The sequence below is a fragment of the Bartonella sp. AP1QHHD genome (assembly GCF_042196265.1).
Lineage (GTDB): Bacteria > Pseudomonadota > Alphaproteobacteria > Rhizobiales > Rhizobiaceae > Bartonella.
Map to the genome: position 1 here is coordinate 1 of NZ_JBHIPW010000004.1, position 15,189 is coordinate 15,189.

The window sequence follows — 15,189 nt, forward strand, 5'->3', positions numbered from 1 at the left end:
AATCAAAGGAATCAAAACTCCCGAACTTTTATATAACTTATTGATTTTATATAAATATAACGCTCCCTCTCTCTCCGCCATTAATTTAAAACGAACTTTCATATGCTTGATATGACATAGTTTAAAAAGCTCAGCATTTGCAGGATTTTTTATTGTTTGAATTTGACCAGTTCGCGTCGATCTATGCCTATCATTATGTACACCTAGAAATTGCTGTTGAATTTCCATGAATTTTATACTTTTTAAGCTCCTCTCCTCTCGATCTTTAGATAACCTGATCTAGCATAAACGATCTCTTCAAATATCATTAAAGGATTTTTGCCATTATCACTAACTTCTGGTAGAGCTTTTAGAATTAATGGTGATCATAGTGCTATTTGCAATTTCGTTGCTTAACGGGCTAAATGCGTTTTATCCACATGAGAGGTAACGAACACCTCAGCTTTTCTCACGCAATGTGCTTATTTAAAATTAATGTCATGAATATTTGTACAACATTTTTATCTATACGATAATCAAAAAAAGGCTGACGTAATATAATAATTGAATATCATTCATGCGGCGCTTTCTTTTATCTTTAAGCTTTGTATGTAAATAGATAGTCCGTGCAAAATAAATAAAGGAGCGCAAAAGCCTATAAATACACATAGGACGTATAATATAGAAAATGAAAAAAATTTTCCTGCATATAAAAGCACAATAGAGAATAAAGCTGTTATGATGCGTACACTGGCATCGCCTGCCAAAATCACCTCGGCTAAATTTTCACTAGGTGTGATAGCTTGTCCAATTGTTATTCCCGATATCCTAAAATAAAATTGCCCAATACCTAATAAAAACCCCATAATATAAAGGGAATATTGAGTAAAATTTAAATATAGAACAAAAGAGATTGCGATCACGGCAAAAGCCGGTGCCCCCCATACAAAAAAACGAATTAAAGATGGAAATTTCCGTAAATAATAAGATGAGATAAGACCATTGATCACAAAACCCAGTGCTGAAAAAGCAAAAATAGAATTTTGAATAGCTGTAAATTTTATATTATCTGATGTTATAGAAGCAAGAACAAGTGGCAATAAAACAATAGTCCCCGTATAGAGAGAATTATTCAAAATACGATTAATCGTTAAAAAACGCAACGCAGAAATCCGCCAAAGGCACCTGAACCCAACTCCATAAGCTTTTTGAGATGGCTTTTTTAATAGCTCTTTTGCTCTGTTTAGTTGTTGTATAGACTTTATACGAAACCATAAGCAGGCATTCAAAAGATAGATAAATACAATAAAGGCTATGGCTATTTTGTGCCCCAAATGCGCAATTATAAAATATATAAGCAATGGGGATATAATAACAAAAAACTGACAGCAACTAGTGTAAAATGCAAAAACTCCAGCTTTTTGTTTGGGAGCTGGAACCAGCTGATTCAAGGCACTATTGTTATTTGGGTTATCAGCCCCCATCAAGAGAGCAAGTAAAAAAAATACAAATAAAATAAGCACCGGATTGTTCATAAATAATAAGAAAGACAATAAACAAGCGCAAATAATTTGACTATAAAACCCAATTATAAAGCCTTGATAGTGCGCCAACACGTTTCCCAAACATAAGCCAGCAATTCCAATTGCGATTAAATTAACGACATTTAAAGTAGCAGAAGTTTCTCCCGTTGTATCTTGGAATTGTAACAAAGAAAGGCCAATAGATAATACACCACTAGCACAAAAACTCGTCAAACAACCAATTACAATCATAAGAAAAACAGAATTACGCAATAACCTCCTCCCTCTTAAACAGAGACTCAAGCCATTTTATGATTTTCTCCATTGTCGAATATGGTTCGGTACTAAATTCCAGTTTTTCATAAAAGTTTAGTTCAAATGCGTTATAGGCACTTATTTTTTGAAAGTCATCTGTCAGCATGAATTCTATACTTGGCAACGTTGTACCCATAGATTGAGACAAATAATAGGAAATTACTTTCCAATACATATAGGTACGCTCTCTTGCCAAATAATTTTCCAAGGCATATTTCAAGTGACAACCACTTAAAATATATTTCGGACAATGGTGCAACGGATAATAAATACAAATAGCACCGGCTTCATGTCCCGGACAAGAAGAAATATTAATATTTTTATCATTTCATAATATTATAAAAACGCTCAGTGAGCAGATCTTCCAAATTTAGTCTAGTCACAACAAGATTGGTTGCTAATTTTTGAGAAACATGAGACCAAGCCAATCTTACTACTAAAGTTCCAATAACCTTTAAGTCAGATTCTGGATAAGCTTTTTTTAAATTTTCCACCCATATGTCTCTGTGACATATAATAATTGGCTCATCTCGTCTGAATGAACAAGATGTAATTCTAAACCAATATTATCACAAAGTTTTGAGCTCTTGAATTCTCCGTATCCTAATCTGGTATTCTTAAATCATCATAGGAACTAAGAATTTTTAAGTATTCCAACTTTTATTAAACTTTGTAACAATCTATTAGAATCTCCCCTTCACTGACTTCGACAATTATTTTCTCACCACTACAAGAACAAAAAATTATCTTTGAATTTGCTTACTTTTAGAAAGAAAAATGAGCAATACTTTTCCTTAACTAAAAGAAACACGCTCTATACCTTTTTCTTTATGATTATCAAAAAACTATCCCGTTACAATTAACCATCAATTATTAGGATAAATATTCTGCGTTTAGCTTAATAAGCTGTTATAATCAATGTTTCTCTCTGTTTTAAAAATCAGAGTTTTTTCTCCTAGAGATACTCATAATTTCTTTACAATTTTTCCAAAAAAAGCCCCCCTTTAACATTGCTATTAATACGATCATCCTGAGAAGTTTTATACATACACACTTCATTATACGGAATTCTATGTATTTTTTTAACTTACTCAACTAACAAACATCTTTTAATGGACAAAATAAATCACGAAATTTGTGTGCTGTCACAATTCGAAAAACAATCATATATCTCCCTCCAATGATAGACGATGTCATTAGAAGAAAGCTTTAATGATATTGGTAGAATAAATTAACCAGAAAAAATTGCAGCGCTGATGGAATAAATTCTATTTTATACCTTGTAATTCTATCTAAATTTTAATCATTTTTGTTAAAGGTTCTTATGCAATTTTTTCTACATTCAGCATCATTTTACCACTTGTTGGCAACAAAAGATTAATAGCTAAATTCACCTATGTCATAATAGTTCTTTTTTGGGTAAAATAGGACATCTTCAATTTCGATATATAAATATTTTAATTCTTTAATATATTCTCTTCACATGCTTAGATTAACAACACAACAAAACCCAAAATAAAAATATTTATTTTACTTAAGTTATTGAATATTATTTAAAAAGTATGGAAATAAAGTGATGCAAGAGTTAAAAATTATTTAAAAATTCAAATCCATCTACATTTTAGAGCCATCACGCATGGTAATAGCAGTTTTCATTAGGTATACTAAATATGCTTGATAACTTTTCTGCTTCATGCTTGTAGGGAGTTTCAGATAGAGATAATACCAGAATCCATTCGTGAATGCTCGACAATAAAGCTGTAAACAAAATTATTTCCTTTTTGTTTAATCCGTTAAGCTTGATTCATTTTTTTCCTAAAGAATAACGTTCTATTTTGTGCTGTAAAATGCCGTTTCTGAAAAGCTTCTACGTTGATTTGGGTAGAGGACGTAAACTTCATAGCCTTATTTTCCGCAGAATCTATGGGCGCATTATGGGAAGCAGGAGTAAAAGAATAAAATCCTGTATGAGAAAGAATCCATTAAAGAGCGTGCGGTTACCCATCTCTAATATCTCCAATAGTGAGATTTTCTGTAGCAATTGCATATATGCATCCTACATCTGCCGCAATTGATTTGTGCCTTGTATTGGCAGGTAGATGTATAATATCTCCTGGTGTACAGGTTATATGTTTTTCGCTATAGAAAAAATCTAACTCTCCCTCTATAATTAAGAGAGTTTCATCGACCTGGTGAATATGCCAATCGTGTATTTTTTTTGGAAAATCTCTTTGTATCTCTATTGATCCTTGCTCTGGAAGCATCATTTTGAATATATCATAGATATTTTTATTTAATTTAATTTTAGAAAATTTAGTCATTATCGTGCTCCATTATATGATATGGGCAAGGTGGGGATTCAATATTATTATCTTGCAGGAAGTATTGCGTCCATTCTCTATTTTGGGGTTCGCCATATTTTCCTAAAAAAGGAGATTTTGTTATAATATCAAAAGGTTCAAGTCTTTTTGTTACAGCGGAGAATGCATTTTTTGCTTTTTGTTCTGTATCGAGCAGATCAGAAAAAACCCACCTAGGCTGGAAAGTTAACATAAATGTAGAACTTCTCCTACTTATTCTGTTTATATGGGATGGGGTATTGCAAACTATAAACATAGGCTCGCCATGAAAGCAGAACTCCCATAAAGGATTGTCCATATTTTTTGGTATATGCTTAGGCCATTCTTGGTCATCAAGAGTTCGCAAATCTTTAAGTATAGACCAGAATTTTTCTCTATAAACTTCGATACTTTGTACGGGGGCAGGCTTCTCGAATGCAACAAAAGATGTGTTCTTTCCAAAACTTTTATAATTATCGCAATAAGTTATCAGGTCTTCCATCATATTTTTTGCGGTCAACTTATTGTAGAACCCAAATCTAAGCATATTTTTTGAGTATCCATTTACACCGAATAGACAGGGAAAAGGTCTAATTGTGTTATTCATGGTTGCATCGAATTCTTTAAAAACGACCTGCTTCCATTTTTCATATTTGTCTATATTTTCAATTATTTGCGCTGCTGAATCCATGTTTTCCTCCCAATTGTTGTATTTTATAAGAAATTGCTACGAATGACCCTCTCCAAAGCTGATAATTCATCATCACTGTGTCCCCAAATTGCTATAATGGCAGGGCAGGTATTTAAATCGATGGTTAGGGGGAGGGGCTCGTTTTCTTTAAAAAAGAGCGTAAAATGAACCACATTTTCCCAAGAATGAAGCTTTTGCCGCCATACGTTAACATCTTTTATAATATGACCGTCGATCTCGTTGATAAGGAAGATAATACGCCCTTTTTTCTTAAAGCGACTTGGGGTTTGCGAAAACACGCCTGCAATAAGGTTAACGGAGCTTTCAAGTAAACCATCTTCATAGCAATGCGCGAACAAGGTGGGTGCAATTCCTCCGTGGAGGCGGGCTCCTACTTCGATCATTACTGGACCACGAGCTGTTTGCATGATTTCCATATGCGCAGGTCCATATTCAATCCCCAGTGCGCGAATGCATTGTTTTGCATAAGAGATAAGAGGGGCATAAGAGGGATCTTGAGCATCAAGCACATCAAGCGATTCATAAACAAAAGCACTTCCATTATGAATACCTTTTTTATATCGCGATAAAGCACATATCTTTATAGCCTCTCCATTTACAACGGCGTCGACGATGTATTCTTCTCCCTCCAATCTTTCTTGGAGCAAATAAGCATCGTTAGGTGCGCCAAAAATATTTTTTTGTGTCCAGTCGATTCTAGAGGACCATGCCGCCACTTTCTCACGGCTGGAGAAAAACAAAACACCATCGCTTCCACCAGAATCATTCGGCTTTACCACATAGCCGCTGTGGCTTTCAAAATCATCGAGAGTACAATCATTTTTTGTAAGAATCTTTGATCGGATGTAAGATAAATCATTTTCACAAAGGCGTTTTTGCATCGCTGCTTTTTTCCGTCGCCAATCGGTAGTCAAGGGGTTATTCCCAAGACAACCATAATAAGCCGCCAATTGATCTGCACAATAAATACCCCCTTCGGCGCCTGCGACCACGGCCTCTATCGCGCCGATAGGAAAGCGTTTCTTTATCTCATCTACACTATGAAGCTTCGCTTCTGCCATGCCCTCTCCCTGATAAGAAAGCATATAGTGTGAAAAAGGAGCTTGTTGAGAGACAACACCATAGCAAGCATAGCCTAATTTTTGCAAAGCAGGGGCATAGAGGGCACCCGTGGAGAAAGGGTCGACAATAAGAATAGGTTTTCTCATACTTTGTTCCGCTGCAATAAAAGGAAAAGAATATAAATAAAGATTATTAGCCCTATAAGGGGGAGAAGATAAACAGCTGCTTGAGGACCCATAAGGGCAGAGCTTGTAAGAAGACCAAGGATAACATAACCTGCCGATTGGGAGAGAGTATAAAGCATACCGCTATAGCTTCCCACCAGCTCTGCTTGAGCCTCTGTTTTGGTCGCTTCAATCGTATGTTTGCGGGCATTAATTCGCATGGTATTCATTGAAAAGCCAATAAAAAAGCAAAAGACCACAGCCAAATAGGGCGATTGTGTGGTGCTAAAAATAAGATCAGCCACGCTCAACATAAGGGCTGGGAGAATAAATTCAAAGCGAGGGATTTTGATAAAAGCAGCCAAAAAAGCGCCCATGCCCGCAACCGCACTGCAAAGTCCATAATATTCAGAGCCAAAATTTTTCACACTCTGAAAAAGAATGGTTGCCAGCGTATTATAAGCGCAAATATGAAAGCCAATAAGCCCTATGCAGACGCATAAAAGTTTAAGCTCACGGGAGAGTCCATCCGCTTGCGGTATAGGTGCTGTCTTCTTATCGGTTGCAGGTGCTGTGGTATCTGTAGCGTTGTATTCATCGCAAAAGATAATATATCCGGCTATAAGGCTTATAATGATGTCAAACAAACAAAGTGTCACAATCAAACCATTATAGCCAATTTCAGCCGCTGCCCCTCGAGGGCTGGTCGCTTCTAAGAGATAACCACTCAGTGCTGCTCCCAAAAATGCGCCAATTTGCACCACTGTTTGCATAATGCGGGAAGCCTTTTGGGCGCTAATATAACCACTAAGTGCTAGTTTAGTATTATAAGTCTCGAGTGTGCTTAAGGTAATCAAAGAGAGATAGCCGATAGAGATAGAGACAGCAATAAAACCAAAGGGGGAATCAGCGTAATGGAAAAGAGCAATCAATAAAAGAAGGCTATAGATAATGATTCGCCTTTTGTATAAATCGACCAACCGCAATGAGGCTTTAATGCGCACAAGACCGCTTTTTTTCAAAAGATAGGGCATAATGGCGCCCAAAGCCATGGTTACGCCTAGGAAAACCGATGAGGATGTTATGCGATAAGCATTCCACAGATTACTTAAAAATAAAACCATATCAGAAAGATATAGCAAGACAACAAGCCCATAAAACCGAAACATCAGTTGCTTGTGCACATTATCCCCCCCATTTCGGAATCTCTTAAAAACACGCAGTATTATAAATCAGCACACATCATGTTTACAAATAATGAATACACACATATTACTGGGCATGTCAAGTTTTTTCGGTAGGAAAAATTTGAACGCTGATGTTTATGGTAGTGATAGCTTATTATTCAGGAGAATGAATAGCGATAGAGGCTGGTATTTTTACTGCGTCTGTTGCGGGAGGCTTGCCAATAAGGGGAAAGCCAGATAACGAATATAACTATGTCCTAGAGATATATTTTGCGCTTTCAAGTTGATTTTATTTATACTCAAGGTTGAGGTTTTTCTATTGACCGTTGTTAGATGTTGTTGTGACAATAAACTTCGTTATCTATCAGAAACATTTATGGCATTAGCGCTAAGGTATTGTATTAAAGCCTTTACATAGTAGTCTTTTTCAGAGAGAGGTATTATTGGTTCAGTTTTAGGAGGCTTTATTACGGCTGATTTGGGCGTCGTCGTTGTTTGAGGGCTTATTATAATATTCTTAGTTTCAGTTTATGAATATACCGAAAAATATAGTGAAACATTTGATTTAAACGCTTTTGCAAGGCATATTTCAATATCTCAGCGATGTTTTCCAAGAATTGCTCTGCTGCTTTTTGACGGGATCGGATATCAAATGCTTATAGCGAGGGCAGTGGTTTGAGAAAAGATAGAGTTGATTTCATTAGATTCCTATGTAGCGGAATCCAGTACCAGCTCTTAGGGACAATAAATACTGAGATCGAACTCATTTCTCTACACTTACACGACGCTATAGGAGTAATCCTCAAAATCTCGCTAGAATTCGTTAAAAAATGGCTGGGTATGTAGTGTGAACAAAAAAATATATTTTTACAAATACTTAGTATCATTTTAAGTTGTCTAAAATATAACCTTATCTTAAAACTAAGTCTATATACTGCCATTTATCATAAAGTTATACAAATGCGGGAGTATTGTGTTTTTCTGTTTAGAGACGAGTAAAAAAACACCTTATTAAACATTAAAAGATTTTAGACAAAAAAATTTAACTTATGGAGAGTATATAGACAAAATGTATCTTGATAAAAAAGTTTATAACTCCATGTGGTCTTCAAAGAAATTTTCTGGTTCTTTTATTGTCTTATGCGGGTTTGATGGGAGTGGAAAGACAACACAAACAAAAGAAATTGCTCGCCATTACTCAACAGAAAACATATAATACAAACTTTTAACACAGTTCTTAGTATAGAAATAATCCATAAATTAGAGATATGTAGATAATGGAAAAGCAATTGATCCGTTGCTTTTAGCACTCTTATCAGCGACAAATAGACGCGAATATACGCTTGAAATTATTGAACCTTCCTTAACGTCATCGCAAAATTTATTAATTAGCGATCGATATGTTTATTCTAGTCTTGCTTATTTTTATGCTCGAGAGCTTTCTGTTGAAAGTGTCGTTAAATTAAATCAATCTATTCTAAGACCTCATATTACATTTTATCTTCATTTACCGCCCATTACTATACTGGAACGGTTGCAGAAAAGGGATGATTTGAACTTAAAATACGAAGAAAAACTCTCTTTTATTGAAAAAGTTTACAAAGTATTATCGGAAATAGATGAGCAGTTTATAACAATTGATGGAACTGCTCCTATTTCTTTAATTCATCATCAAATACGACATCATATAAATAAGGTTTGTTTTGATTATGAATAAAATCATTTATTAATCAAGTTATCCACGATAAATCCTCCTTTATGTATCTGTACTCTAAATCTGAAACTTTAGAGATATGATTGCAATAATTTAACTGCTCAGGAAGATATTACGTTATATATTTTAATTGGAAAACTAACTGTAATTGGCTTATTTTAAAAGATTTAGAGAAGGGGAGTAGAAAAGTTAGCAGTATTTATCGTGAAGATAATAGTATGTTTATTCTTTTAGAGCCAAAGTGTGGTGATAGAAGAACGACATGGAAGGATATACTCGAACATATTTTAGTGCACGGAATAATAAGGACAATAATGTGAGTGAAGCTTCCATACCGTAAAATTGTTTCACATATGTATAAAGGTGTAGCTTCTGAATAAAACGCACATAAAATATTAATTTTGTTTTTGTCCATAAATGTTCCGTTTTCATAGAAGAATTAATCATAAAACAGCACAAAGATTGTAAAAGCCTCAAAAAAGAAATTTTGCTTTCTTAAATTTAATGATCTAAAATGAAAATTGTAAGAATGCCTGTTTTTAAACAGGATGTATTATGCATATCGACTGGTATTCATTTTAGAGGATAATTTATGTTCACTTCAAATTTGAAGGAACGCATTGCTTTATTTGAAAATAGAACTTTTCTCTATTTTACTTTGAGCGGCTTATTTGCTACATTTGGAAGTGGACTAAATTATATTACATTGTCATGGATCGCTTACAATCAGACGGGCTCAATCCGTGGTGTAGCGTTGATGATGCTTTTTCTTTGGACGCCTGGCATTATTTTTGCGCCTATTTTTGGCATATTGGCAGATAAATATAACCGTAAAACGCAGATTATTATTTCAAATCTTGTGAGAGGTTTGGTAATCGTAAGCTGGGTAATGCTTTGGCATTTTGGTATAGAAATTGAATTGATGGTCTTATCTGCTCTTTTGGGTATTTTTATCCCTTTTTATATGCCATCAGCTATTTCTTTAATTCAAAGTATTGTGCTGAAGGAACAGCTCATCAATGCAAATGCGACCATCGATATGGTTTATGAACTTGGCACTATCGTAGGTATGGGCTTAAGTGGATTTATACTGTCCTATGCAGGAACAAAAGGAACTCTTCTAATAGGTGGTATATTCTTTATCATTGCTGGTTTATTTAATTTTGCAATGAAGGTACCTAAAAACCGAAGATCTAAAAAACAAAACCAGCAAAATTGGTGGGAAAATTATACAGAATCCCTTCATTATTTTAAACAGAATCCGGCTCTTTTTGTACCTTATATAAGCCAGATGATTATTATGACTCTTTTGATGACCATTCCTGTTATTCTCGTTCCTTATATACAAGAGGTTTTACATGCGGATAACAGGACCTTTGCAATATTTGAGGTGCTTTATTCTATGGGTGTATTGACAGGTGCGTTTTTTTCACCACTTCTTTGTAAAGTTTTATCCATAAGGAAAACATTAGCCATTTTATTAGCTTTTATGGCTATTGGCCTCGCTATTTTATCTGTTAATACACACAATTTTGTTGTTTTTCCTGTTTACTTTATGATTGGATTTGGACTTTCGAGTTGGGCTCTTTCGATTTCTTTATCACAACTCTCTTGTGATCCTGAATACCAAGGAAGATTGCAGGCAAGTTTTAATGGTATCTCTGGATGCTTGATCCTCGGAGTCTATCTCATTATGGCAAGCGATAACAGTAACATATCACCTCAATCGATATATTTTTTTCAAAGCATTGTTGCGTTTGTTGGAATACTCATAATGCTGTTTTATAAACATGAAAAACAATAAATTACATTTAAATGTGGTCAATATACGCTATTTTATAAATATCTACGCTGCGGCATATTTCACATTTTGCTTTTAAAGGAGAGTTGAGAAAATGTAAAAGTTGGTGCTTAATGAATAAAGCATAAATTGATGTATGCTAGAGAATACCCTTTACTTTTTGATAATGATCTAAAAGAATTGATGCGTTTCTTTAATTCACCTCACTGCTGTTAAGAAGACGAAAACGTAATACTTTAAATCTTCTTGAAAGTTTTTTGTCTAAGCGTAGCAGAAAGTAAAGCGATGAGGGAATATCGTATCATACGGGGAGAGTATTGCATTATTTTTGTTTTTCAAAATCCATATGAAAAATTGTATCAATTTCATCTTCATTGGAATGAGTATTTCTACGACGATGCAAGGTTTGCACAATCTCTTTTTTTAAAACAGCATCTGTTTCACTTAAACGGTGAATACTGAGTTCCAATTCAAGAGATAACGCCAAATCCACGCACAGTTTAAGCTCTTCTCCAATGTCGAAACCGCGTTGATAGTCGTCATAAAGACCAACCAGTGTATCAGATAATTCTTTATCGCATAAAGAGGTCATGCTTAATTCCTCAACGTTGCGGGTTTCCATGCAGCTTTTTTAAGTATCACTCCACTATCATCACTTAAAATTGCCATGTATACGAACCTCATGGTTTTGTCAATTTTCTGCAAAATACGCGCTTTTAAATCAAAGCCTATTAAAGATTTTATTATTCCAAGATTTTGAAGCGCCCAATTGTAAATATGGATGGCAATGTGTTTACTATAGAATTTATAGCATTTAAAATACATTGCCAAAAGGCTTTTAATATGCGTAGAGGAAGAGTATTCTGACGATAAACCAAACACCCTGAAATCTCTATTACCAGTTACAGCTAAATCAGTGCCATTAATATATAAAATAAGCAAAAAAGGGTTTGTAAACGTCTAACTTTTTAATAACGAGTGATAATCTCATTTTTTGTAGAATACCAATTATTTTGCCTATTTTATATTGATTTTTAGACATTGATAAACTTTTTACCTTATAAAAACCTATGGGAAATGCATTAGCATATTTTTGTAATAAGATTTCAGTGGTAATATTGCACAGCATGAAATGAAGAGAATCGTATTAGGCTTTTTGCTTTTGAAAGAATATGACTGCAACTTTTGAGAAAGCAGTTGGCAAGAATTGGCTTGGCATGCAAACTGATAGAGTTGGCAGTGGCGCATTTAGTTTTTTCATTGGCCTGTGTCCAAATGTTTTTGACTCTGGAAAATAGCCTCTGATAGGCTTGAGTTTTTCCAAGATTATATTACAGGGGCGCAGCTCAGAAAAATACCACGGCGATTGCATTTTTTTGTAATTGTCATAATTTTCGCTCCTGCTTAAATGGATACTGTAACATCCGTTTTTGTGGGGTTATGTATGTGATAACTGCTCTTCTTAGGGGCAGTAACGATAGATATAAATCAATATAATTATTTAGTCAACAATTATATTGATTTTGGAGTGTTTTTTTTGGCTCGTCCGGAAGCAAAACCTAAAACTGAGTTGGCAAAACGTTTTCGTGAAGTGCGTCACGCTCTTGGTTTTACAGAGCGTAAGCAGTTTGCTGAACATCTTGGTATCACTGCTGGCTCTATAGGAACTTATGAAACTGGTATAAGTGAGCCTACAGCCTCTGCGCTCTCCAAATATCAAGAAATTTGTGGCGTTTCATTAGATTGGCTAGTAACGGGAAATGGCGAGATGTTTTCAGATGTGGCAAAGGCGAAAGCAGCTGGTTTTAAACCGCAGGCGATTCCTGCTGGGCTGATGAAAAAGCTGGGACATTTAGTTTATACGACCTATCATGATGCAAAAATAACACTTTCTCCTGAAGATGTTGCGGAATTAGCAGCAGAGCTTTATGGAAGATTGCAAGAGCTTATTCAAAACCTCAATGATATAGAAGAAGTCGAAGCCACTTTGCCACTTTTAAAATTACATTTAAAGCGTAAAATCGAAACTGAAAAGCACATCTAGAAATTTCATAAGATACGAATGAACAGCCTTTTAAAAAAATAAAACTTTTTTGATTTTCTGCTGTATAACCAAGTCTGGAATGTGAAAATTTCACGATTTTCGAGTCTCTTATTCGATCTGAAAAACGAGAAACTATCATTATAAATCAATATATTTCTCTGATTAAAGATAAAACGGTTCATAAAAAGAACGACGGGTAGCAATACAAACAAAATTGATTCAAAAAAAAGCTAGTATAGTGCCATTCCTGAAATATTTGTTGGTTGAGGGAAAAGATACTGACAACAGTGAAAATACAATGACGATATTTTGTTCCTATAGAAGGGTAACAGATATATAAGAGAGAAGAACGAAAGACTATTTATAGGCGCGCTTTTGTCTTTTTATGAAGATGATAAGATGAGCACGTTAAAACTTTTTACAGAGCGTGCATCATTATATTTAAGACAGATTTCTTTCAAAGAGATGTATAATATATTGAAACAGTTTACCTTGCAACAAAAAGTGAGATTATGATGATAATCATTATCTATTACATTGTGCAATAAGTTAAAAAAATCATAAATTTGTTCTTATAAGAACAGCTAATTTATTGAGAAGTATTTTTACAAATTTATAAAAAATAATTTTTACACTCTTGCCATTCTTCTGATGCGCTTTATCTGAAAAGTAGAATTGCTCTTTAGTGAAACTATTTTTGTTAAGAGATAAATCGCAGTGTTTTTGAATGGAGATTACGTTATATTTTCAAAGTCTTGTGTTTTTATTTATTTTTTAGCTTGAATCCCTCTAGCTAAAAGGGTTGGGGACTTTTCTAGATTCGATGTTGTCACAAAGATTTTAGGGCGGTGCCGTAATAAATAGCGGTGTCGATGGGAGGGTTTTTTCTTGATTTATTGGTTTTTGAAGTGCGCAAACTAAGGGATTTGCCATGTGTGTTTTCACGCGTTGTGATGATGTTGAACTCTGTAGGAGGAGATTCTTATGAAAAAAAAATATTCCCCACCAAATTTAATTAAAGCTTTTTCTCTCAGCGCGGCAATGGCCACACTCTTATCGAGTGTTTCTCCTGTTGTTGCTTCGAATCTCGCGATAACGGGTGACAAAACTATGAGCACGAGTGGTTCTGGTGTGTCTTATGACCATGGTAGCCATGGCAGTATTGTTTTTGCGGGTGATGATAATTACTGTGGTGTGGATAATGTCATTGGTCGTGGTGGCAAGCAACAGGAGTCAATTGCTAGTACTAATCAAATAACCGCAGAGCAGCAATATGATAGATTTACCAAAAATACAAATTTTTCTGGTCGTTATCCTTATGGCGTGACCACTGATAAGGTCACTTGGAGTGGTGATAGTAATACGAGCAACAGCAGCACTGGTTATATGGGGAAGCTTACAGGTGGTAGCACGAGTGCTATGCCTGAGGCTTATGGTGTGTATTCTTTTGCAACCGGTTGTGGATCTGCTGCAACAGGGAATTATTCAACAGCATTTGGTGCGGGTGCAACTGCAAAGAGTGGAGGAGCACAAGCTTTTGGTGTTTCTGCTCTTGCGAATGGAGCGGCAAGTGTTGCCATAGGGATTGGATCGGAAACGGTAAAAAGATCGTCTATCGCTATAGGTGGGCTTTCAAAGGCAGATGGCATTGATAGTATTGCGTTTGGTAGCAGCGCGGCTACAGGTGGTCAAGATGCGATTGCGATAGGTTATGCCGCTAAAGCCGGCGCGCAAAATGCAGTTTCAGTTGGTTCAAGTACAAAAGCGACTGGTAAAAGTAGTTTGGCTCTAGGCTATAAGGCAAGTGCATCAGGAGAATTAGCAGTTGCTATTGGTGGACTTGCAACCGGTATCCACGGCATTGCTATGGGGAATAACGCAGAAGCGAAGGATCAAGATACGATTGCGATAGGTTATGCTGCTCAAGCTCAAACAAAGTATTCGATTGCAATTGGTCCAAATGCACAGGTGATTGCTGGAGACGGAGTTGCTTTGGGTGGAGCTTCCGTTGCCAGTGTTGTTAATAATGTTGCTGGTTATGATCCTGTAAGTAACAAAAATTCACAACAAAACAATGGTGCATGGAAAAGTACAAAAAGTGCAATCAGTGTTGGAAAAGCTGACGGTAGTATAACACGCCAGATTACTGGGTTGGCGGCTGGTACTGCAGATACTGATGCCGTCAATGTGGCACAGTTGAAAGCTATGAGAGCTGTCGTAGAAGGAGCAGGGGGATGGAAGCTATCTGTTAACGGTGAAGCTGCTGTGGATATTCTGCCTGGTGAAACAGTCAATTTTGCTGGAGCTGAACTTGAGAATTATGAAAACAAGAACATTAAAATTGTAAGA

Annotated in this window: 11 protein-coding genes and 1 pseudogene; 4 read left to right on the plus strand and 8 right to left on the minus strand. The window is 35.4% G+C overall.

Going from position 1 to position 15,189, the window contains the following annotated elements:
• The 7 genes from ACFIME_RS00515 to ACFIME_RS00545 all read right to left on the minus strand — a co-directional run.
• Nucleotides 1-228: hypothetical protein (locus ACFIME_RS00515; RefSeq protein WP_375632730.1), on the minus strand; the 228-nt coding region annotated here is incomplete at its 3' end.
• Nucleotides 229-554: 326 nt separating this feature from the next.
• Entirely contained in the window at nucleotides 555-1,775 is a 1,221-nt protein-coding gene (locus ACFIME_RS00520; protein WP_375654703.1) for an MFS transporter, read from the minus strand.
• Nucleotides 1,776-2,140: 365 nt separating this feature from the next.
• Entirely contained in the window at nucleotides 2,141-2,311 is a 171-nt protein-coding gene (locus tag ACFIME_RS00525; RefSeq protein ID WP_375611449.1) for a hypothetical protein, read from the minus strand.
• A 1,503-nt stretch (nucleotides 2,312-3,814) separates the two neighbouring features.
• A complete protein-coding gene (locus ACFIME_RS00530; RefSeq protein ID WP_375654701.1) occupies nucleotides 3,815-4,138 on the minus strand; it encodes a cupin domain-containing protein in 324 nt (107 codons plus the stop codon).
• The gene (locus ACFIME_RS00535) at nucleotides 4,131-4,847 is read right to left on the minus strand and encodes a YqcI/YcgG family protein (protein ID WP_375660922.1); all 717 of its coding nucleotides are present in this window, start codon (nucleotides 4,845-4,847) and stop codon (nucleotides 4,131-4,133) included. Before ACFIME_RS00535 ends, ACFIME_RS00530 begins: the two co-directional genes overlap by 8 nt.
• Before the next feature lie 23 nt (nucleotides 4,848-4,870).
• The gene (locus ACFIME_RS00540; RefSeq protein WP_375683449.1) at nucleotides 4,871-6,076 is read right to left on the minus strand and encodes an ATP-grasp domain-containing protein; all 1,206 of its coding nucleotides are present in this window, start codon (nucleotides 6,074-6,076) and stop codon (nucleotides 4,871-4,873) included.
• Nucleotides 6,073-7,263, minus strand: a complete 1,191-nt coding sequence (locus ACFIME_RS00545) for a hypothetical protein (protein WP_375684345.1) — start codon at nucleotides 7,261-7,263, stop codon at nucleotides 6,073-6,075. The genes ACFIME_RS00540 and ACFIME_RS00545 overlap by 4 nt, the downstream gene beginning before the upstream one ends.
• A gap of 1,306 nt (nucleotides 7,264-8,569) precedes the next feature.
• Between ACFIME_RS00545 and ACFIME_RS00550 the strand changes: the two genes are divergently transcribed.
• Both ACFIME_RS00550 and ACFIME_RS00555 read left to right on the plus strand, forming a co-directional pair.
• Entirely contained in the window at nucleotides 8,570-8,998 is a 429-nt protein-coding gene (locus ACFIME_RS00550) for a dTMP kinase (protein WP_375654867.1), read from the plus strand.
• A gap of 589 nt (nucleotides 8,999-9,587) precedes the next feature.
• Nucleotides 9,588-10,799: an MFS transporter gene (locus ACFIME_RS00555; protein ID WP_375662677.1), complete on the plus strand. Its 1,212-nt coding sequence runs from the start codon at nucleotides 9,588-9,590 to the stop codon at nucleotides 10,797-10,799.
• Nucleotides 10,800-11,118: 319 nt separating this feature from the next.
• Here the strand turns inward: ACFIME_RS00555 and ACFIME_RS00560 are convergent, their stop codons facing one another.
• Nucleotides 11,119-11,388, minus strand: a complete 270-nt coding sequence (locus ACFIME_RS00560) for a hypothetical protein (RefSeq protein ID WP_012754562.1) — start codon at nucleotides 11,386-11,388, stop codon at nucleotides 11,119-11,121.
• 945 nt (nucleotides 11,389-12,333) lie between these two features.
• Between ACFIME_RS00560 and ACFIME_RS00565 the strand changes: the two genes are divergently transcribed.
• On the plus strand, nucleotides 12,334-12,840 hold the full coding sequence (locus ACFIME_RS00565; RefSeq protein WP_375662676.1) for a helix-turn-helix domain-containing protein: 507 nt from the start codon (nucleotides 12,334-12,336) through the stop codon (nucleotides 12,838-12,840).
• 984 nt (nucleotides 12,841-13,824) lie between these two features.
• Nucleotides 13,825-15,189, plus strand: a pseudogene (locus tag ACFIME_RS00570) (hypothetical protein); the annotation flags it as partial.